Raw genomic sequence first — 21,251 nt, 5'->3', positions numbered from 1 at the left:
AACTGCACACCGCACGAGCTGAGGGAGGGGGAGCAGTGACCAACATTCCCGAGACCGGCCGGACCCCACGGGTCCAGATCCGGCTCGTCGTCATCCAGATCCTCGTACTGTCCCTCCTCGGCACCCTCGGCGGACGCCTCTGGTACCTCCAGATCCGCAACGGCGACGAGTACGCCAAGGAGGCCTCCGGCAACCACGTCCAGCAGGTCGTCAGCCCCGCCGTGCGCGGCTCGATCCTGGACGCCCGCGGGGTGCCGATCGCCGACAACGAGACCCGGCTCGTGGTCTCCGCGTCCCGCACCGACCTGTCGAAGATGAAGGACGACGGCGCCGCCGTCCTCGCCAAACTCGCTGGCGTCCTCGGCATGAAGGCCGCGGACGTCCGCGACAAGGTCCGGCTGTGCGACGCGAAGACGCCGCAGCCGTGCTGGAACGGCTCGCCCTACCAGCCGATCCCCATCACCGACGAGGCCACACCCAAGCAGGCCCTGCAGATCCGCGAGCGCGCCGAGGACTTCCCCGGCATCACCGCGGAACCGCAGGCAGTCCGCCGCTACGCCGCCCCCGGCAAGGCCAACACCGCGCAGGTCCTCGGCTATCTCTCGCCCGTCACCGACGAGGAGATCACCAAGGCCGAGGACAGCGACTCGCCGTATCTGCGCTCCGACCAGGTGGGCCGCTCGGGCCTTGAGCGCCAGTACGACAGCGAACTGCGCGGCAAGGCCGGCGTCACCCGCTACGAGGTCGACAACCTCGGCCGGGTCATCGGCCAGGCCGAGAGCGACAAGGCCGAGCCCGGTGCGAACGTCGTCACCAGCATCGACTCGCGCGTCCAGCGCGTCGCCGAGTACGAACTGAACGAGGCGATGAAGGTCGCCCGTACCGAGTTCGACAAGAACACCGGGGAGAACTACAAGGCCGACTCCGGTGCCGTCGTCGTCATGGAGGCCAAGACCGGCCGGGTCGTGTCGATGGCGTCCAACCCGTCGTACGACCCGAACGCCTGGGTCGGCGGAATCTCCGGCAAGGACTACACGAAGCTCACCGGCAAGGCCTCCAACTACCCGCTCCTGAACCGCGCCATCCAGGGCCAGTCGGCCCCCGGCTCGATCTTCAAGGTCGTTCCGACGGCCGCCGCCATAAACGCCGGCTACTCCTTCGAAGGCCCCTACCAATGCGGCGCCTCGTACTCCATCGGCGGCCAGGTCTTCAAGAACTTCGAGTCCAAGGGGTACGGCCCGATCAGCCTCGGCCGCGCCCTTGAGGTCTCCTGCGACACCGTCTTCTACGGCCTCTCGCACGCGGAGTGGAAGAAGGACGGCGGCATCACGCCGAAGAAGAACGCCAAGAACTGGTTCTACAAGACGGCCCACCAGTTCGGCCTCGGCAAGGAGACCGGCATCGACCTGCCGAACGAGGTCGCCGGCCGCGTCCCCGACCGCCAGTGGAAGCAGGACTACTGGAAGGCCAACAAGGACGCCTGGTGCAAGTCCGGCAAGAAGGGCGGCTCGTACGCCCAGCAGATCGCGTACGAGAACTGCCTCGAAGGCAACCGGATGCGCGCCGGTGACTCCGTCAACTACTCGATCGGCCAGGGCGACACACTCGTCACACCGATCCAGATGGCGACGATCTACGGGGCCATCTCCAACGGCGGCACGCTCTACGACCCGAGCGTCGGCAAGGCGATCATCAGCCCGGACGGCAGGACCGTCCAGGAGATCGAGCCGAAGTCGCACGGCAAACTGCCGATGACGAAGAGCACCCGCGACGCCATAGACGGCGCCCTCGCGGGAGTCGCGACCCGCGGTACGGCCGCCTGGCGGTTCGACGGCTGGCCGCAGGACAAGATCCCGATGCACGCCAAGACGGGTACGGCCGAGGTCTACGGCAAGCAGACGACCTCGTGGTTCGCCACGTACACCAAGGACTACACGGTCATCATGACCATCTCCCAGGGCGGTACCGGTTCCGGCGCCTCGGGCCCCGCCGTGCGCAAGATCTACAACGCGCTGTACGGAGTCTCCGAGGACGGCAAGATCGACCAGAAGAAGGCCCTGCTCTACACGCCGCAGAAGAATCTGCCGAAGGTCCAGAAGGACGGGTCGATCGACTCCCCGAAGGCCGAGGTGTACCCGCCCAAGGAGGAGGAACAGGCCACCGAGGAGGGACAGCAGCAGGTGGCGTACGACAACCCGGCCGCCACTGTGCCGAACACCGGCACCGGCACCGACCGGAACACGCGCAGACGCTCGGCCCGCCACCCGAAGAAGAGGCGGAGGTCGCTCGCATGACCGGCGCGAACGGCTTCTCCGTCTCCGGATACGGGCCCGAACGCGCCGGCTGGACCCGGCTGTTCGCCCGCGACTCGCTGGCCCGCAGACTCGACTGGCCGATACTGTTCGCGGCCATCGCGCTCTCCTTCATCGGCGCGGCCCTCGTCTACTCGGCGACCCGCAACCGCACCGAGCTCAACCAGGGAGACCCGTACTACTTCCTGTTCCGGCATCTGCTCAACACGGGCATCGGCTTCGCCCTGATGATCGGCACGGTCTGGCTCGGCCACCGCACCCTGCGCACGGCCGTACCGATCCTGTACGGGCTCTCCGTCTTCCTGGTCCTGCTGGTGCTGACCCCGCTCGGCGCGACCGTCAACGGCGCGCACGCGTGGATCATCGTCGGCGGCGGCTTCTCGCTCCAGCCCTCCGAGTTCGTGAAGATCACGATCATCCTGGGCATGGCGATGCTGCTCGCGGCCCGGGTCGACGCGGGCGACAAGGCGATCCCCGACCACCGCACCGTCCTGCAGTCGCTGGGCCTCGCCGTCGTACCGATACTGGTCGTCCTGCTCATGCCCGACCTCGGCTCGGTCATGGTCATGGTCATCATCGTGCTCGGTGTGCTGCTCGCCTCCGGCGCCTCCAACCGCTGGATCTTCGGCCTGATCGGAGCCGGCGCCCTCGGGGCGATCGCGGTCTGGCAGCTCAAGATCCTCGACGAGTACCAGATCAACCGCTTCGCGGCCTTCGCCAACCCGAAGCTGGACCCGGCGGGCGTCGGCTACAACACCAACCAGGCGCGGATCGCGATCGGCTCAGGAGGCCTGTTCGGCACCGGCCTCGGCAAGGGCTCGCAGACCACCGGCCAGTTCGTGCCCGAGCAGCAGACGGACTTCGTCTTCACGGTCGCGGGCGAGGAGCTCGGCTTCCTCGGCGCCGGGCTCATCCTGCTCCTGCTCGGCGTCGTCCTGTGGCGGGCCTGCCGCATCGCCCGCGAGACGACCGAGCTGTACGGCACGATCGTGGCCGCCGGGATCATCGCCTGGTTCGCCTTCCAGTCCTTCGAGAACGTCGGGATGACGCTGGGCATCATGCCGGTCGCGGGACTCCCACTGCCCTTCGTCTCGTACGGAGGTTCGTCGATGTTCGCGGTGTGGGTGGCCATAGGGCTGTTGCAGTCGATCAGGGTGCAGCGCCCCATGTCGGCGTAGGCGTTCCACTGGGGTTGGCGTGGCCCCGAGGGGTGCGGGCTGCCTGTCGGGTGCGGGTGTGTGGGGGCTGGGCGCGCAGTTCCCCGCGCCCCTTACGGGGCGCGGGTCGGCGATCCATACGGGGTTCGGGGGCTGCCCAGGGGCCTCGATCGCGTCTAGATTCAGATCATGGCGGAGACAAAGCGGGAGATCGAGCGTAAGTACGAAGCCGATGAGCATGCCGGACTGTCGGATCTGCCGGACCTGACGCGTGTCCCGGGCGTCTCGGCCGTCGTCGACAAGGGCGTCGCCGAACTCGACGCGACCTACTACGACACGGCCGACCAACGCCTCGCCGCCGCGTCACTCACCCTGCGTCGCCGCACCGGTGGCGACGACGCGGGCTGGCATCTGAAACTTCCCGTCTCCGAGGGCGTACGGGACGAGATCCACGCCCCGCTGTCCGACACCGTGCCCCGCACCTTCACCGGACTCGTCCGCTCCCGGGTGCGCGGGGCCGAGCTGATCCCCGTCGTACGGCTGCGGTCGGCCCGCGACGTCCGCCACCTCGTCGACGAGGCCGGGGGCCTGCTCGCCGAGATCAGCGTCGACCGCGTAGAGGCCGAGCGGCTCAGCGGCGGCGACGGCACCGCCCGGTGGACCGAGATCGAGGTCGAACTGGCGGACGACGGCGACCCCGCCTTCCTCGACAAGGTCGAGAAGAAACTGCGTAAGGCAGGCGTCTCCCGCTCCACGTCGGCGTCCAAGCTCGCCAGGGCACTGGAGGAGACCGGCCGCAGGCCGCGCAAGGCGGCCGTCGTGCGGGCGGCGCCCGTCACCGCGGGCGACCACGTCCTCGCGTACGTCCGGACCCAGCGCGACGCGATCGTCGAACTCGACCCGGCCGTCCGGCGGGACGTCCACGACGCCGTGCACAGCATGCGCGTCGCCACCCGCCGGCTGCGCAGCACCTTCCGCTCGTACGGCAATGTCCTGGACCGGGCCGTCACCGACCCGATCCGCGACGAACTGAAGTGGCTGGCGGGGGAGCTGGGCGTCGACCGCGACCACGAGGTCCTGACCGAGCGGCTCACCGGGAATCTCGGCGAACTGCCGCGCGCCCTGCTCGCCGGGCCCGTCCGCGGCCGGCTGCGCACCTGGGCGAACGCCCGTCGGGCCGGCTCCAGGCGCCGCCTGGTCGCGGTCCTCGACGGCGCCCGCTACCTGGATCTCCTGGTCTCCCTCGACGCGCTGCTCGCCACCCCGCCGCTGCGCGAGGCCGCCGCGGACACCACACAGAAGGCGGTCACGAAGGCCGTGCGCAAGGATTTCGACAAGCTGTCAGGACTGGTCGGGGAGGCCATCGAGCTGCCGCCCGGCGAGAGCCGTGACCTCGCGATCCACGAGGCCCGCAAGAAGACCAAGCGCACCCGTTACGCGGCCGAACTCGCCGCGCCCGTCCTCGGGAAACCCGCGAAGAGCCTGGTGAGCGACATGAAGTCGCTCCAGAGCCTGCTCGGCGAGCACCAGGACAGCGTGATGGCCCGGGAGGCGCTGCGTGACCTGGCGACCCAGGCGCACGCGGCGGGGGAGAACAGCTTCACGTACGGGGTCCTGTACGGGCGTGAGGAGCGCGCCGCCACCGCCGTGGAGGCCGAGCTGCCCGGGGCGTGGGAGACGATCAGGAAGGGGACGAGCGTCTGAGCGGCGCCGGGACGCGTAGTGGAGGGGCGTGTGCCCGGAGGGGTCCCTGCGGGTGGCTCCGAACGGCGGACGGGGGCTGCCCGTGGGCACGTTAGGCTTGACAGTCCCCCCTTGTCAGCTCACGAAGGTTCGCCAGATGCCTGCCGAAACCGCTGTGTCGGTGTTTCCACAGCTCGAAGCTCTGCTCCCGCATGTGCAGAAGCCGATCCAGTACGTCGGCGGAGAGCTCAACTCCACGGTCAAGCCCTGGGAGGACTGCGACGTCCGCTGGGCGCTGATGTACCCGGACGCGTACGAGGTCGGACTGCCCAACCAGGGCGTCATGATCCTCTACGAGGTCCTGAACGAGCGCCGGGGCGTCCTCGCCGAGCGCACGTACAGCGTCTGGCCGGACCTGGAGGAGCTGATGCGCGAGCACGGCGTCCCCCAGTTCACGGTGGACAGCCACCGGCCGGTGAAGGCCTTCGACGTGTTCGGCCTGTCCTTCTCCACGGAGCTGGGCTACACGAACATGCTGACCGCCCTCGACCTCGCCGGCATCCCGCTGGAGTCGAAGGACCGCGGTCTCGACGACCCGATCGTCCTGGCCGGCGGACACGCCGCGTTCAACCCCGAGCCGATCGCCCAGTTCATCGACGCGGCGATCATCGGCGACGGCGAGCAGGCCGTGCTCGACATGACCGAGATCATCCGCGCCTGGAAGGCGGAGGGCCGGCCGGGCGGCCGCGAGGAGGTCCTGTTCCGCCTCGCGAGGACCGGCGGCGTGTACGTCCCGGCGTTCTACGACGTCGAGTACCTGCCGGACGGCCGTATCGCCCGGGTGGTCCCCAACAAGTCGGGGGTCCCGTGGCGGGTCTCCAAGCACACGGTCATGGACCTGGACGAGTGGCCGTACCCGAAGCAGCCACTCGTGCCGCTCGCGGAGACGGTCCACGAGCGCATGTCGGTGGAGATCTTCCGCGGCTGCACCCGCGGCTGCCGCTTCTGCCAGGCCGGCATGATCACCCGCCCGGTCCGTGAGCGCTCCATCACGGGCATCGGCGAGATGGTCGAGAAGGGCCTCAAGGCGACGGGCTTCGAGGAGGTGGGCCTGCTCTCCCTCTCCTCGGCGGACCACTCGGAGATCGGCGACATCGCCAAGGGCCTGGCGGACCGGTACGAGGAGGACAAGGTCGGCTTGTCGCTGCCCTCCACCCGGGTCGACGCGTTCAACGTCGACCTGGCCAACGAGCTGACCCGCAACGGCCGCCGCTCCGGTCTGACCTTCGCCCCCGAAGGCGGCTCCGAGCGCCTGCGCAAGGTCATCAACAAGATGGTCTCGGAAGAGGACCTGATCCGGACGGTCTCGACGGCGTACGGCAACGGCTGGCGCCAGGTCAAGCTGTACTTCATGTGCGGCCTGCCGACGGAGACGGACGAGGACGTCCTGCAGATCGCGGACATGGCGACGAAGGTGATCGCCGAGGGCCGCAAGGTCTCCGGCCAGAACGACATCCGCTGCACGGTGTCCATCGGCGGCTTCGTCCCCAAGCCCCACACACCCTTCCAGTGGGCGCCGCAGCTGTCCGCGGAGCAGACGGACGCCCGTCTGACGAAGCTCCGCGACAAGATCCGCGGCGACAAGAAGTACGGCCGCTCCATCGGCTTCCGCTACCACGACGGCAAGCCCGGCACCGTGGAGGGCCTGCTCTCCCGCGGCGACCGCCGCATCGGCTCGGTCATCCGCGCCGTCTACGAGGACGGCGGCCGCTTCGACGGCTGGCGCGAGCACTTCTCGTACGAACGCTGGATGCGGTGCGCCGACAAGACGCTCCCCTCGTTCGGCGTGGACGTCGACTGGTACACGACCCGCGAGAAGACCTACGAGGAGGTCCTCCCCTGGGACCACCTGGACTCCGGCCTGGACAAGGACTGGCTCTGGGAGGACTGGCAGGACGCACTCGACGAGACAGAGGTCGACGACTGCCGGTGGACGCCTTGCTTCGACTGCGGGGTGTGCCCGCAACTGGACCTCGACATCCAGATCGGCCCGACGGGCAGGAAACTGCTGCCGCTGACGGTCAAGAAGGACACTGCGGCAACCAGCGGACACACCCACTGACCTGAGCGAGGTGGTGAGGGCGAGGTCATCCGCTTCGCGCAGGGGTGGACTCATCTCGGCGACCTGGGGGTGGCGGTCATGCCCACCACCGGATTGCACGCGCACGGCGCTCGCAAGGGGTGGAGTTGGACGACCGACGAGATCACCGAAGGCATCGCCGCCACGGAAGAGGACGTCGCCGGTCTCGGTGAGCACCCGATCGCGGCCTACGTGCTGGGTCACATCATCGAGGACGGTGCCCGAGAGCAGGCTGTGGTGGTCGGCGAGGTTACGCGCACCAGCGGCGACAGCATCCGTTGGAACGGAGACCTGCCTCTGGTGAGACCGCAGACCGTTCTCGGCAGGCCGAGTCGAAGCGGCGCTGGTGGCAGCGACGCGGCTGATGCCCCCAGCACCGTCGGAGATACGACCATGGACGACCAGCCCGAACACCGTTCAGCGCCGGTCGGCCTCGCCGAAGGCCGCGTACCGCCGGCAGCAAGAGGCCGATTCTGCATCCGAACGGGCCGTTGACGCGTCCTGGTGGGTATGGACCTGGAGAAGTCGCCGCGGCCCGCGCCACCCGAGACTCCCGTGCGGCAGCGGGACGTCGCTCCTGCCGAGGGGTGTCTCGCCGTCGCCATTCGTATTCCGGTGCGGATCGTGGTGTTCGTGCTGGTCGTGCCCGTGCGGCTGGTGTGGGACGCGCTGGTCGTCGGTGGCCGGTTCCTCGGCGACGCGCTGTTCCGGCCCTTCGGCCGGGCGCTCGTCTGGATGTTCGCGCCCGTCGGCCGGGCCTTCGTATGGCTGGCGGAAGGCATCGCGACCGTCGTCGGGTGGCTGCTGACCGGTCTCGGGCAGGTGCTGTTGTGGCTGGGCAGGTTCGTGTTCGTCTGGCCGTGGGTCGGGCTGTGGCGTTACGTGGCCGTGCCGGTGGGCCGGGGGCTCGCCTGGCTCGGGCACGTGCTGCTCGTCGTCCCCGCCCGGTGGCTGTACGGGTGGGTGCTGACGCCCCTCGGACACGGTGCGGTGCTGGCCCTGCGGGGGTTCGGGGCCGGGTGCGCCTGGCTGTGGCGGGTGGCGATCGTCACTCCCGCCGGATGGCTGTACCGGGCGCTGCTCGCGCCGACCGGGCGGGGATTTGCCTGGGCGACCCTGGGACTGTGGGCCGCCATCACATGGGTCGGCCGTGGTGTGTGGGCGGGCGTGACATGGGTTTCCCGGGGCTTCTGGGCCGGCGTCGTGCGGATCTGCAGTGGGCTCTGGGCCGGTGTCGTGTGGGTCTGCAGTGGGTTGTGGGCCGGCATCACGTGGGTCGGTGGAGGGCTGTGGGCCGGCATGACATGGGTGGGCCGGGGAGTGCGGGTCGTGGGGGTTTGGCTCGCCATGGTTGTCGGGACGCTTTTGCGGTGGCTCCTCGTCGTGCCCCTCGTCGCCCTGTGGCGCTGGGTGCTCGCCCCGTTCGGGCGAGGCCTCGCCGTCGTCGCGCGGGAGATCGGCGAGGCGCTGGGACACGCCTGGCGGGTCGCCGGGTACGTATCGCTGGCCGTCGGGCGGTTCCTCGCCCGGCTCTTCCGGTGGATCTTCGTCGAGCCGGTGCGGTGGGTGTACCTGAGTGTGCTCACCCCCGCGGGGCACCTCGTGCGGGACATCGTCTGGCGGCCCGCGGCACAGGCCGCCCGCAGCGCGGGCCGCGCCACCCGGCAGGCCCTGGCGAGCGCCCGTGAGACGGCACGCCAGACCAGGGCCGACATCCGGCGCATGCTGTTCGGCGCCCCGCGCGAGAGCGAGCCGCCGCCCCTGGCCGGACCCCGCGGCGAGCCGGAGCCGGTACGCCTGGTCAAGCCCGGCGGACCCCTGTAGCGCGCGCCGGACCGCTCCCGGAGGGAACACGTGGCCGCCGGGACACGTACTCTAGGTAGGAGTACGACGGCTCTCACGAAGGACTGAACGACACTGGGCAAGCGACAGCCCGAAGGCCCGCCGCCCGCACTCGCGGTGCAGCGCATCCGACTGCGCTACACCAAGCGCGGTCGCCTCCGGTTCACCAGCCACCGTGACTTCCAGCGTGCCTTCGAGCGCGCGTTGCGCCGAGCCGAGGTGCCCATGGCGTACTCGGCCGGTTTCACGCCGCACCCGAAGGTGTCGTACGCCAATGCCGCACCCACCGGCACGGGCAGTGAGGCCGAGTACCTGGAGATCGCGCTCACCGACGCGCGCGACCCCGACAAGCTGCGCCTGCTCCTCGACGAGTCGATGCCCGTCGGGCTCGACATCATCGACGCCGTGGAGGCCCGTACGTCGGGTCTCGCCGACCGGCTCACCGCGTCCGTGTGGGAGCTGCGCCTCGACGGCGTGTCCCCCGAGGACGCGGAGCGTGCGGTCGACGCCTTCATGGCGGCGGAGACCGTCGAGGTCCGGCGCAAGGCGAAGAACGGTATCCGCACCTTCGACGCCCGCGGCGCAGTCGCGAGCCTGGAGGCGCACAGTGCGCAGTCGGAGGCGCACAGTGCACAGGCCGATAGGCCGACCGACCAGGCCTGTGCGATACTGCGGCTGGTTGTTCGGCACGTGACGCCTGCCGTTCGACCTGACGACGTCCTGTCCGGTCTTCGATCCGTGGCCGACCTGGCGCCGCCGGTCCCCGCAGCGGTGACCAGGCTGGCGCAGGGGCTTTTCGATGAAGAGACCGGCACGGTGACCGACCCGCTCGCGCCCGACCGCGAGGCAGCAGCACCCTCTCCGGCCTCGGCCGGGGACACCGCAACTGCCGCCGCGAAGGCGTCGGCGTAAGGAAGGTCCCGCGTAGGGACGGACGTCGAAGCGCAGCCCTCGTATCCGGGAGCCACCTGGGTCGGGCAGCGCACCGACCAGAAGACTTTCGCCAGGCCGTACGCACACATGGCGTACGGAACCGGCGAGACAGGACACAGAGAGCTCCCGTGCGGCGCCCGCGCCCCGGACGGCGGCACCGCGCAACGCGCGAGCCGCGGACGTCACCGGATCCGCGGCGCCCGGGAGCCTGACGGGAGATCCACCCGCATGCTTGAGCCGACCGAACCCACTGGGCCCGCAAAGGGCTCCGACAACAGCACCCCCAGCGACACGCTGCCACCACGCCGGCGCCGTCGCGCCGCTTCCCGCCCCGCGGGACCCCCCTCGGCGAACGCCGAAGGTGCCGCCGTGACAGAGACCACGGCACCGGCGGAGAACACTGCGCCGGCCATACCGGCCGGTGCCTCTGGGGTCCCGGAGGAGACGGCTGCCGAGGCCACCGCCCCGGGCGCCGACGAGGCCCCCGTAGAGCCCGTACAGGCAGCGGCCGACGAGGCCGCCCCCGCCCCGCGTACGCGCCGTCGTGCCACGCGCCGGGCCACCGCGCCCACGGGTACGCCGGGCGCCGAAGCCGCAGAGGCAACGACCGCCGCACCCGTCGCGCCCCTCGCGCAGGCGGAGTCCCTCGCGCAGACGGAGCCCGAGACACCCGCCGCAGCACCCGCTGAAACCGATGGCGAGGCCGCCCCTGCTCCCCGCGCGCGGCGTCGTGCCACGCGCCGGGCCACCGCGCCCACGGGTACGCCGCAGACGGCCGACGCCGCAGAGGCAACGACCGCCGCACCCGTCGCGCAGGCGGAGTCCCTCGCGCAGACGGAGCCCGAGACACCCGCCGCCGCCGAAACCGATGGCGAGGCCGCCTCCGCTCCCCGCGCGCGCCGTCGTGCCACGCGCCGGGCCACCGCGCCCACGGGTACGCCGCAGACGGCCGACGCCGAAGCCGCTCCGGTGACCGTTGTGACGCCCGCGTCCGGCGGGGCCGCCGAGGCCCCGGCCGCCGCGGAGACATCCGAAGAGACGTCCGGGGCACCCGAAGAGACACCGGCCGTCGAGGCCGAGGCCGCCCCCGCTCCGCGTACGCGGCGTCGTGCCACGCGCCGGGCCACCGCGCCCGCCGGCGCCCCGCAGGCGGAGACCGAGACCCCCGAGCCGGCGTCCGACGAGGCCGCCGCCGAGCCCGCTCGCCGCGCCACCCAGCCGAAGGCGGAGCGCGCCGAGACCCCCACCGCGACCGAGCCCACCGAGGCCGTTGTCCGCGACGAGCGCAGGGAGGCCCCCGTGGCCGCTGCCAAGAACGACCGGTCCGCCGAGACCGAGACCCCCGCCGACGCGGAGGACACCACCCCGCGCCGTGCCCGCCGCCGGGCCACCCGCAAGGCGGCCGGAGGCTTCTCCGCTCCCGCACCGCGCAAGGCCGCGCGGGCCGAGGAGGAGTCGGGCCGACGCCCCGCGCGTCCCGCCGTCGCCGTCTTCCAGGCGCCGGTCTTCACCGAGCCGATGTTCCAGACGCCGGAGCGCGCGGCGGCCGCCGCCGCGGCCGAGGCCGCCGAGGAGACCGAGGAGGTCGCGGAGCCGGTCCAGGAGGCCGCCCCCGCGGTCGTCGAGGAGGAGACCGGCGGACCGCGCAGGCGCCGCCGCAGGAAGGCCGAGGAGCCCGCCGCCCCGGCGGAGCGGGCCCCGGTCGAGCGGGCCCCCGAGGCCGAGGAGCCCGTCGACGAGGAGTCCACCGAGGAGGAGTCCGCCGAGGACGCCGCCGACGGTGACGACAACGAGGAGACCGGTTCGCGCCGCCGTCGCCGCCGTGGTGGCCGTCGCCGCCGCCGGGGCGAGTCCGCCGACGCGGACGACGAGTTCGCCGGTGAGCAGGACGAGCGCGGTGAGCAGGCAGCCGGGGCCGGCCAGGGCACCCAGCAGGTCCAGGAGGCCCAGCAGGTCCAAGAGGCCCAGGACGCCGAAGACACGGCCGAGCAGGTCGAGGAGGACGCCGCGGACGCGGAGGACGAGCACGAGGACGCCGGCGGCTCCAGCAGCAGCCGTCGCCGCCGTCGCCGTCGCCGCCGCGCCGGTGACTCCTCCGGCGAGGTCGAGTCGGGCGCGGGCGACAGCGACCCCGAGCGCACGGTCGTCAAGGTCCGCGAGCCCCGCAAGAAGGACGAGCGGTCCCACGACGGCTCGGACGAGGTGCAGTCCATCAAGGGCTCGACCCGTCTGGAGGCCAAGAAGCAGCGCCGCCGTGAAGGGCGCGAGCAGGGCCGCCGCCGCGTTCCGATCATCACCGAGGCCGAGTTCCTGGCCCGTCGTGAGGCCGTCGAGCGCGTGATGGTCGTCCGCCAGAGCGGCGAGCGCACCCAGATCGGCGTCCTTGAGGACGACGTGCTCGTGGAGCACTACGTCAACAAGGAGGAGTCGACCTCGTACGTCGGCAACGTCTACCTGGGCAAGGTCCAGAACGTGCTGCCGTCGATGGAGGCCGCCTTCATCGACATCGGCAAGGGCCGCAACGCCGTGCTGTACGCCGGTGAGGTCAACTTCGAGGCGCTGGGCATGGCCAACGGCCCCCGCCGCATCGAGAGCGCCCTGAAGTCAGGACAGTCGGTCCTCGTGCAGGTCACGAAGGACCCGATGGGCCACAAGGGCGCCCGTCTGACGAGCCAGGTCTCGCTCCCCGGCCGCTACCTGGTCTACGTGCCCGAGGGCTCGATGACCGGCATCAGCCGCAAGCTGCCCGACACCGAGCGCGCCCGCCTGAAGACCATCCTCAAGAAGATCGTCCCCGAGGACGCGGGCGTCATCGTGCGCACCGCCGCCGAGGGCGCGAGCGAGGACGAGCTGCGCCGTGACGTCGAGCGGCTCCAGGCGCAGTGGGAGGACATCGAGAAGAAGGCGAAGAGCGGCGGCAGTTCGAACGCGCCGACGCTGCTGTACGGCGAGCCGGACATGACCGTCCGTGTCGTCCGCGACATCTTCAACGAGGACTTCACCAAGGTCATCGTCAGCGGCGACGAGGCGTGGAACACCATCCACGGGTACGTCGCCCATGTCGCGCCCGACCTGGCCGACCGGCTGTCGAGGTGGACCTCCGAGGTCGACGTCTTCGCGACGTACCGGATCGACGAGCAGCTCGCCAAGGCGCTTGACCGCAAGGTCTGGCTGCCGAGCGGCGGTTCGCTGGTCATCGACAAGACCGAAGCGATGATCGTGATCGACGTCAACACCGGCAAGTTCACCGGTCAGGGCGGCAACCTCGAAGAGACGGTCACCAGGAACAACCTGGAGGCGGCCGAGGAGATCGTGCGCCAGCTGCGGCTGCGCGACCTCGGCGGCATCGTCGTCATCGACTTCATCGACATGGTCCTGGAGTCCAACCGGGACCTGGTGCTGCGGCGCCTCCTGGAGTGCCTGGGCCGCGACCGTACGAAGCACCAGGTGGCCGAGGTCACCTCGCTCGGCCTGGTCCAGATGACCCGCAAGCGGGTCGGCCAGGGCCTGCTGGAGTCGTTCTCGGAGACCTGCGTCCACTGCAACGGCCGTGGCGTGATCGTGCACATGGAGCAGCCGACCGCCGCGGGTGGCGGCGGCGGTGGCAAGCGCAAGAAGCGCGGCCGCGGCGGTGCCGAGCAGGCCCACGAGCACACGCACGAGCACACGTACGAGCCGGAGTCGGCCGACGCGATCGAGCCGACCGAGTCGGCTGCCGAGGTCACCGAGGAGGTCGCCGAGTCCGTCGAGCTTCCCGAGTCCGCCCTGGCGGAGGCACGCCTGGACGACTTCGTACCGGACGAGGACCTGTACAGCAGCGCCGCCGAGGCGGAGGCCGCGGCCACGCGCGGCCGTTCGCGTCGCCGGGCGAGCCGGCGGGCATCGGCCCCGGCGGGTGCGCCGAGGTCCGAATCCCGCAGGTCGGAAAGGGCCGAGAGGGCCGAGAGGGCCGAGCGCAGGGGCGAGGTGCCGACCGCGCAGTCCGTGACAGCGGAGGACGAGGTCGCGCGCCCCGTGCAGCAGGAGCCGGCCGCGGTCGTTCAGACCGAGCCCGTCGCCGCCGAGGACCCGGTGGTCGAGGCTCCGGCCGCCGCCGAGGCCCCGGCCGCCACCGACGCCGCTCCCAAGGGGCGTACGCGCCGTCGGGCGACCCGCAAGGTGTCCGCGCCGGCCGGTTCGCCCAAGGCGGCACAGGACGCCGTGGTGACGGTCACCGAGCCGGTCGCCCCGCCTGCCGCGCCCGTCGCGCCCGAGCCCGAGGTGGAGCGGGCCGCCGAGCCCGCCGCCACGACGGAGCAGCCCGTCGCCGACAGCGCCGCCCCGGCGCGTCCGAGGCGCCGTGCGGTCCGTAAGGCCACCGCGCCGACCTCGTCCGCGGACACCGCCGTCGTGGTCGTGCCGTCGGCGTCGCCCGAGGCCCCGGCGCAGGAAGCCGAGGCGCCGGTCGAGGCCCCCGCGGAGTCGTCCGGTGCGGCGTCCGATGCGGGCGACGAGGCTCCGGCCAAGAAGACGGCCCGCAAGGCGGCCAAGAAGGCGCCCGCGAAGAAGGCCGCCGCGAAGAAGACGACGACGGCGGCCAAGAAGACGGCAGCCAAGAAGACCACGGCCAAGAAGGCGACCAAGACCGCCAAGACGGCCGCGAAGTCGACGTCGAAGAAGACCGCGGCCGCGGAGCAGCAGACGCCGTCCACCGTCACGTCCTCCACCGACGAGGACTGACGACCCCGCGACGCCCTCCGACCGGCGGTCACCGTGCCGGTCGGAGGGCGTCGGTGTGCCCGGCCGGCGGGCGCCGCCGTACGTATCCGGCGGAGGTGCCGACGTAACTCGCAGGACCCGCGCAGTGTGCGGAACTGCCATCCTGAGCGCCCGGTTTGACGTACCGTGAGATGTTTTTGCAGCATCACACGGACATCACATTCACCGCTCGCCACTTGGAACACGATCACTTACCTGTAAAACTTGAAGACTCATTGGTATGGACACACGGATGCGCGTTGGGGAGAACGCTCATGCGTGTCAGGGGAGGGGAACACATGGCGCGCGTGCGCCTGAAGAGCACTGGGCGGCACCGTGCCGTGAAGCCGGTCAAGGGAGGCCGTCAGGCCATCGCGCTGGCGACGGTACTGTCTGCGGCGGGCGTCCAGGCCGCCACGTCGGCGGGTACGGCGGAGGCCATCGACAACCCGACGTGGACCGAGGGGCCGATCTTCAACGATCCGCTCGGCACCACCGACCAGCAGGCCGCGATCCGCACGCGGCTGATCGAGCTGACGGACTCGGCGCTGCCCGGCTCCTCGATCAAGGTCGCGGTCTACCACGTCTGGGAGACCGGGGTTGTCAACGCGCTGGTCGCCGCCAAGGACCGTGGTGTGAACGTACAGGTGCTGCTCGACGAGTCCAGCGTCAGCGACCGCCCGACCAACACCGCGTACGGGACGCTCGTCGCGGGTCTGGGCACGGACCGTACGCGGGGCTCGTACGTCTCGACCTGCCCGAAGGACAAGTCGTGCCTCGGCGACCCGAAGTTCGGGAAGTCGATCATGCACAACAAGTTCTGGCTGTTCTCGGCGGTGCAGGGCGCCACGAACGTGGTCGTCGAGACCACCTCGAACTCCACGCCGTCCGCGCACACGCGCTTCTTCAACGACGCGCTGCTGCTGCCGAACAACCCGACGATGTACGACGCGTACGCGGACTACTTCGACACGATGGTCACGCGGGACTGGAAGTCCTGGAACTACCGCACGGTGAGCAACGGCCTCTACAAGGCGTACTTCTTCCCGCGGACGGGCAACTCGCGGGCCACCGACACGGTGTACTCGATCCTGAACAACGTGACCTGCAAGTACAAGGACACCGCGGGCGTCACGCAGTCGACCAAGGTCCGGGTGGCGATCTTCAAGATCACGCGACTGGCCATCGCGGAGAAGCTGGTCTCGCTGAAGAAGGCGGGCTGTTCCGTGAGCATCGTCTACGCGGAGGCGGACAGCGCCAAGAGCAGCGGCGGCACCAAGGGCACCTGGGAGCAGATGCACACCACCGGGGGCCCGACCGTACGCTGCTACAACGACGACCGGGACCCGCTGAACCCCGGCAAGAAGCTGGCGGCGCCGTACATCATCCACTCCAAGTACATCCTCGTCGACGGCATGTACGACGGCGTGCAGAACAAGGTCAGCTTCACCGGCTCCGGCAACTACACGGGGCCCGCGCTGCGCGAGAACGACGAGTCGATCGTGAAGGTCGACGACGACGCCGTGCACGACATGTACCGGATCCACTTCGACCGGGTGACCAAGGCGGCCTACCCGGGCACCGCGGACACCACGGACCTGTGCAAGGGCGTGAAGCCGCTGCCCGACGACGGCGAGCCCACCTGAGGCATGGTCCGGAGCCGGTTTGACCCCCAGGTCGGGGCCCCGTAGCCTTGAACCTCGGCGTGTTTGTTGATGCGCCGCATTCCCGTAAACCTCTTCCTCCCGGTGGCTCGCGCCCCGGGAGAGGCCGCCTGCTTCGTTCGGTGGCTGGACTGCGGGGATTCCGATTTCGAGTGAGAGAGAGATCCGCGTGTACGCCATCGTGCGCAGCGGTGGTCGCCAGCACAAGGTTGCTGTCGGCGACATCGTTGAGGTTGACAAGATTTCCACTGCCCAGGTTGGCGACACGGTCGAGCTCTCGACCCTGCTCGTTGTCGACGGCGACGCCGTGACCAGCGACCCGTGGGTCCTTGCCGGTATCAAGGTCCAGGCCGAGATCGTGGATCACCACAAGGGTGTGAAGATCGACATCCTTCGCTACAAGAACAAGACCGGCTACCGCCGTCGTCAGGGCCACCGCCAGCAGTACACGGCGATCAAGGTCACTGAGATCCCCGCGGCTGCGAAGTAAGGGACTGAGGAGAGATGGCACACAAGAAGGGCGCATCGTCCACCCGGAACGGTCGCGACTCCAATGCTCAGCGGCTCGGCGTGAAGCGCTTCGGCGGTCAGGTCGTCAACGCCGGTGAGATCATCGTCCGCCAGCGTGGCACCCACTTCCACCCCGGCGTGAAGGTCGGCCGTGGCAAGGACGACACGCTGTTCGCGCTGGCCGCAGGTGCGGTCGAGTTCGGCACGCACCGTGGCCGCAAGGTCGTGAACATCGTTCCGGTCGCCTGACCGGATCTTTCGCGAGGCGGACCTCACTTCCCGTACGGGAAGCGGGTCCGCCTTTCGCGTGTTTTAACTGAGTAGTGATCACTTGGCGGCGACCGCGTGGTGATCATCGATGAGAGATTTTCCGTACGTAACTGGAGGCACATTCCATGACCACCTTCGTGGACCGCGTCGAGCTGCACGTCGCCGCGGGTAGCGGAGGTCACGGCTGTGCCTCCGTACACCGGGAGAAGTTCAAGCCCCTCGGTGGCCCGGACGGCGGCAACGGCGGCCGTGGCGGTGACGTGATCCTGGTCGTCGACCAGGCCGTCACCACGCTCCTCGACTACCACCACTCCCCGCACCGCAAGGCCACCAGCGGCAGGCCCGGCGAGGGCGGCAACCGGTCGGGCAAGGACGGCCAGGACCTGATCCTGCCGGTCCCGGACGGCACGGTCGTCCAGGACAAGGACGGAAACGTGCTCGCGGACCTGGTCGGCCAGGGCACGACGTACGTGGCCGCGGAGGGCGGCCGGGGCGGCCTCGGCAACGCGGCCCTGTCCTCGGCCCGCCGCAAGGCGCCCGGCTTCGCGCTGCTGGGTGTTCCCGGCGGCCTCCAGGACATCGTCCTGGAGCTGAAGACCGTCGCGGACGTGGCGCTCGTCGGCTACCCGAGTGCGGGCAAGTCCTCGCTGATCTCGGTCCTGTCGGCCGCGAAGCCGAAGATCGCCGACTATCCCTTCACCACGCTCGTCCCCAACCTCGGTGTGGTCACGGCCGGCTCGACGGTCTACACGATCGCCGACGTGCCGGGACTGATCCCGGGGGCCAGCCAGGGCAAGGGCCTGGGTCTTGAGTTCCTGCGGCACGTGGAGCGCTGCGAGGTGCTGGTGCACGTCCTGGACACGGCGACCCTGGAGTCGGACCGTGACCCCGTCTCCGACCTCGACATCATCGAGCAGGAGCTGAGCCAGTACGGCGGCCTCGGCAACCGGCCGCGCCTCGTCGTCCTGAACAAGATCGACGTGCCGGACGGCAAGGACCTGGCCGAGATGGTCCGCCCGGACCTGGAGGCACGCGGCTACCAGGTCTTCGCGATCTCGGCGGTCGCCCACACGGGCCTCAAGGAGCTGTCCTTCGCCCTCGCCGACCTGGTCGCGAAGTCCCGTGCGGCGAAGCCGGCGGAAGAGGCCACGCGGATCGTCATCCGCCCGAAGGCGGTCGACGACGCCGGCTTCACGGTGGCCAAGGAGGAGGACGGCCTCTACCGCGTGCGCGGCGAGAAGCCGGAGCGCTGGGTCCGCCAGACCGACTTCAGCAACGACGAGGCCGTCGGCTACCTCGCCGACCGGCTCAGCCGCCTGGGCGTCGAGACCTCGCTGATGAAGGCGGGTGCCCGCTCGGGCGACGGCGTCGCCATCGGCCCCGAGGAGAACGCGGTCGTCTTCGACTGGGAGCCCACGGTCATGGCGGGCGCGGAGATGCTCGGGCGCCGTGGTGAGGACCACCGCTTCGAGCCGCCGCGGCCGGCTGAGCAGCGGCGCCGGGACAAGCAGGCGGAGCGGGACGAGGCGGACGAGGCGTTCGACGACTTCAAACCGTTCTGACGGGTTGCCCCTCCCTCCGGGCGGGGTGGTTGATACGCCGCGGCCCGGTGGGGGCTGATCGCGCAGTTCCCCGCGCCCCTAAGGAGCTAGGGGCGCGGGGAACTGCGCGGTCAGCCCCCACCGGGCCGCAGTCGAACACGTACCAGCGAGGCCGGCAAAGGTGAGCGCCGGTCAGGCCTACGCGTTGACGGAGTCCTCCGCCTCGTTGGGGTCCTGCGCGGCCTCCTCGGCCGCATCCTCCTTCGCCGACCGAGGCGAAGGAATCTCCGCGGCGAGCCGCGACTCCATCCGCCCCCGCCGCTCGTCGGCCTTCGCGCACAGGTCGTCGATCGCCGCGTTGAAGCGGACCATCGACGGCGGGTCGGCCGGACCGAGCAGGTGCTCCTTCAGCGCGGCACGGGCCGCCGTGAACTGGTCCTTCTCGGGCCGCCTGACCGACTCCAGAAGCGCCGGCACCCCCTCCGCACCGGGCGCGAGGACCACACCGGCGGACACGGTCGGGAAGCCCGTACGGAACGCCGCCTCGGACATCCCCGAGGTGTTGGCGACCGCGTACGGCTTCTCGCTCGACAGCCAGTCGGAGACGACCGACGAGACATCGCTGATCAGCAGGTCCGCCTGGTTGAAGCAGGCGAAGATGCCCGGCCGCGCCTCCGTGATGATCTGGTGCTCCCACTCCGGGAAGGACGCCCAGTACGCCTTCTCCCAGGCCAGTGTGGCCTCGGTGATGGCGGCCTCGCGGTCACCCCGGGGCGCGCCCTGGAGCAGCATCCGCTCCATTTCGTCGGCGCTCGTCCGGAAGTCGGTGGACGTCAGCCTGTCCAGCTCGGCCGTACGGCGCGCCAGTTCGGCGGCGGCGCCGGCGTCCGGACGGGCGCCCGAGCGCAGGGCGCCGGCCTCGCGGATCATCGCCTTGATGCGCTCGTTCGCGGCGCCCGCGCGCGGCTCGACGGAACCGGTCATCGGGTGCGGCTTGTAGAGGAGCCGTACGCCGTCGTCGGCCAAGAGCCGCCGCACGATGTTCTCGCCGGCCAGCACCACCGAGGTGTTGCCGGGGTTGCCGTCCCAGCCCTCCCAGGTGGGGGCGTACAGCACGGTCGTGTACGCGCCCGTCGGCGCCCCCGAGTACGGGCGGATCGGCGCGAGCTGCGGGCGGCCGACCTCCACGATGTCCTTGTCCTCGACGCCGACCTCGGCCTGCGCGTACCGCTCGCGGGCCGCGGGACCGGCCACCCACACCTCGTCGTACGCCTTCGCGTACGGGTTGCACGAGGAGAGCTTGTCGCTCTCGCCGTGGTTGATGAAGGCGTGCTTGATCGTGGGAATGCGCAGGACCTGCGAGGTCTTCGCGGCGTTGGCCGGGTGCAGCATCGTCTTCAGCGTCGAGTTCTCCAGGGAGAACATCGTCGAGACCTTGGGGAAGCAGATGACCGGCACGTCGGTGGCCTCGATCTTCTGCACCATGAACCGCTCACGCAGCACGATCAGCGGCTTCGCGTCGAGCGCGGAGACCGTGGAGAGCCACATGTTCGCCTGGTACGCGGAGGTCGTACCGCCGGAGAAGTACATGGCCACCGTCGGCCGGTAGTCGGCCAGCCACTTGTCCAGCCACTCCATGACCTTCTGCTCGCTCTTGGCGCGCTTCCTCGGCAGCAGCCAGGTGGCGAGGTAGACGGTGCCGCCGCCGATCAGGACGAGGGCGATCCCGAGGCCGATGGCGCCCCAGTACGCGTCCTTGGTGGCGGCGGTGACGACCAGGCCGACCGTGGTCGGCACGGAGAAGGTGAGCAGCCGGTGGCCGGGGCGGCGGGCCAGCATGCGCGGCGGCGCGGCGGTCAGGTGCAGCTCGGACGCGTCGATGTTGCGGGTGACGACCGGCAGCGTACGGACGCGGCGGACCATGACCGCGGCGGCCTGGCAGGAGAAGTGCAGGGCGTAGAAGACGCACAGCCCGACCATCAGCGGCGCCTGCTCGCGTGTCGGGTTGATGCCCTCGATCCGCAGGAGCCCCACCATGATGATCATGTCGCGCAGCAGTTGCCGGACCGTGGCGTCGAAGCGGACCTTGCCGAGCAGCGAGAGCAGTCCGGGGTCCCGGTACTGCAGGAACACGTCGAGGGCGAGTCCCGCGGCGCTCGCGGCGATGAACACCGGGATGCTGGGCACCAGAGCGGAGACGATCTGAGCCGTGAAGAGCGCGAACATCGAGAGCAGCGCGAACAGTTGCACGATGCGGCGGGGGGCGAGTCCGGCGGAGGGCACGGAATGGACTCCTGCGAGGGATGCGGCGGATGGGGGGGAAGCGTTGAGGTCGGGCCTCGCCGTACCTCCCTACAGCTCGTACGGGAGAGGCCGATCCCTGACCGTATGACCTCTGCGGGTCGCCTAGCAATCTTGCGTGAGAACTATCACCGGATATGGGGTTAAAACGATAGGAGCCT

At 70.5% G+C, this 21,251-nt stretch carries 13 protein-coding genes; 12 read left to right on the top strand and 1 reads right to left on the bottom strand.

What is annotated here, in order from left to right; all coding sequences use genetic code 11:
• The first annotated feature begins 35 nt into the window (after positions 1-35).
• From mrdA to obgE, 12 genes are all read left to right on the top strand, one after another.
• Positions 36-2,294 (top strand): penicillin-binding protein 2, encoded by a 2,259-nt coding sequence (gene mrdA / locus AOK01_RS08085; protein ID WP_055509951.1) that lies wholly within the window; start codon positions 36-38, stop codon positions 2,292-2,294.
• Positions 2,291-3,490: a rod shape-determining protein RodA gene (gene rodA, locus AOK01_RS08080; protein WP_055509949.1), complete on the top strand. Its 1,200-nt coding sequence runs from the start codon at positions 2,291-2,293 to the stop codon at positions 3,488-3,490. Before mrdA ends, rodA begins: the two co-directional genes overlap by 4 nt.
• A gap of 168 nt (positions 3,491-3,658) precedes the next feature.
• Positions 3,659-5,173 carry a CYTH and CHAD domain-containing protein gene (locus AOK01_RS08075; protein ID WP_055509947.1) on the top strand — a complete coding sequence of 505 codons (1,515 nt, stop codon included), beginning with the start codon at positions 3,659-3,661 and terminating at the stop codon, positions 5,171-5,173.
• Positions 5,174-5,309: 136 nt separating this feature from the next.
• The gene (locus AOK01_RS08070) at positions 5,310-7,274 is read left to right on the top strand and encodes a TIGR03960 family B12-binding radical SAM protein (RefSeq protein ID WP_055509945.1); all 1,965 of its coding nucleotides are present in this window, start codon (positions 5,310-5,312) and stop codon (positions 7,272-7,274) included.
• Between the two features lie 78 nt (positions 7,275-7,352).
• On the top strand, positions 7,353-7,787 hold the full coding sequence (locus AOK01_RS08065) for a hypothetical protein (protein WP_157871217.1): 435 nt from the start codon (positions 7,353-7,355) through the stop codon (positions 7,785-7,787).
• Positions 7,788-7,802: 15 nt separating this feature from the next.
• The gene (locus tag AOK01_RS08060) at positions 7,803-9,116 is read left to right on the top strand and encodes a hypothetical protein (RefSeq protein ID WP_055509941.1); all 1,314 of its coding nucleotides are present in this window, start codon (positions 7,803-7,805) and stop codon (positions 9,114-9,116) included.
• A 135-nt stretch (positions 9,117-9,251) separates the two neighbouring features.
• On the top strand, positions 9,252-10,046 hold the full coding sequence (locus AOK01_RS08055) for a TIGR03936 family radical SAM-associated protein (RefSeq protein WP_055509939.1): 795 nt from the start codon (positions 9,252-9,254) through the stop codon (positions 10,044-10,046).
• A gap of 249 nt (positions 10,047-10,295) precedes the next feature.
• Positions 10,296-14,786, top strand: coding sequence for an Rne/Rng family ribonuclease (locus AOK01_RS08050; RefSeq protein WP_055509937.1), 4,491 nt, complete (start codon positions 10,296-10,298; stop codon positions 14,784-14,786).
• Between the two features lie 317 nt (positions 14,787-15,103).
• Positions 15,104-16,450 (top strand): phospholipase D-like domain-containing protein, encoded by a 1,347-nt coding sequence (locus tag AOK01_RS08045; protein WP_055509935.1) that lies wholly within the window; start codon positions 15,104-15,106, stop codon positions 16,448-16,450.
• A gap of 187 nt (positions 16,451-16,637) precedes the next feature.
• Positions 16,638-16,958, top strand: a complete 321-nt coding sequence (gene rplU, locus AOK01_RS08040; RefSeq protein ID WP_055509933.1) for a 50S ribosomal protein L21 — start codon at positions 16,638-16,640, stop codon at positions 16,956-16,958.
• 14 nt (positions 16,959-16,972) lie between these two features.
• Positions 16,973-17,227, top strand: a complete 255-nt coding sequence (gene rpmA, locus AOK01_RS08035; RefSeq protein ID WP_055509931.1) for a 50S ribosomal protein L27 — start codon at positions 16,973-16,975, stop codon at positions 17,225-17,227.
• Between the two features lie 146 nt (positions 17,228-17,373).
• Positions 17,374-18,810, top strand: coding sequence for a GTPase ObgE (obgE, locus tag AOK01_RS08030; RefSeq protein WP_055509929.1), 1,437 nt, complete (start codon positions 17,374-17,376; stop codon positions 18,808-18,810).
• A gap of 177 nt (positions 18,811-18,987) precedes the next feature.
• Here the strand turns inward: obgE and AOK01_RS08025 are convergent, their stop codons facing one another.
• Positions 18,988-21,072: a hypothetical protein gene (locus AOK01_RS08025; protein ID WP_055509928.1), complete on the bottom strand. Its 2,085-nt coding sequence runs from the start codon at positions 21,070-21,072 to the stop codon at positions 18,988-18,990.
• Positions 21,073-21,251: the final 179 nt, after the last annotated feature.

Origin of the sequence: Streptomyces aurantiacus, from assembly GCF_001418335.1 — a bacterium.
In the GTDB taxonomy this organism is placed as follows: domain Bacteria; phylum Actinomycetota; class Actinomycetes; order Streptomycetales; family Streptomycetaceae; genus Streptomyces; species Streptomyces aurantiacus.
This window is presented reverse-complemented; position numbering and strand designations above follow the sequence as displayed.

Coding starts and splice junctions, on each gene's coding strand:
- rodA (WP_055509949.1), top strand. CDS start 2,291: ATGACCGGCGCGAACGGCTTCTCCGTCTCCGGATACGGGCCCGAACGC.
- AOK01_RS08075 (WP_055509947.1), top strand. CDS start 3,659: ATGGCGGAGACAAAGCGGGAGATCGAGCGTAAGTACGAAGCCGATGAG.
- AOK01_RS08070 (WP_055509945.1), top strand. CDS start 5,310: ATGCCTGCCGAAACCGCTGTGTCGGTGTTTCCACAGCTCGAAGCTCTG.
- AOK01_RS08065 (WP_157871217.1), top strand. CDS start 7,353: ATGCCCACCACCGGATTGCACGCGCACGGCGCTCGCAAGGGGTGGAGT.
- AOK01_RS08060 (WP_055509941.1), top strand. CDS start 7,803: ATGGACCTGGAGAAGTCGCCGCGGCCCGCGCCACCCGAGACTCCCGTG.
- AOK01_RS08050 (WP_055509937.1), top strand. CDS start 10,296: ATGCTTGAGCCGACCGAACCCACTGGGCCCGCAAAGGGCTCCGACAAC.
- AOK01_RS08045 (WP_055509935.1), top strand. CDS start 15,104: ATGGCGCGCGTGCGCCTGAAGAGCACTGGGCGGCACCGTGCCGTGAAG.
- rpmA (WP_055509931.1), top strand. CDS start 16,973: ATGGCACACAAGAAGGGCGCATCGTCCACCCGGAACGGTCGCGACTCC.
- obgE (WP_055509929.1), top strand. CDS start 17,374: ATGACCACCTTCGTGGACCGCGTCGAGCTGCACGTCGCCGCGGGTAGC.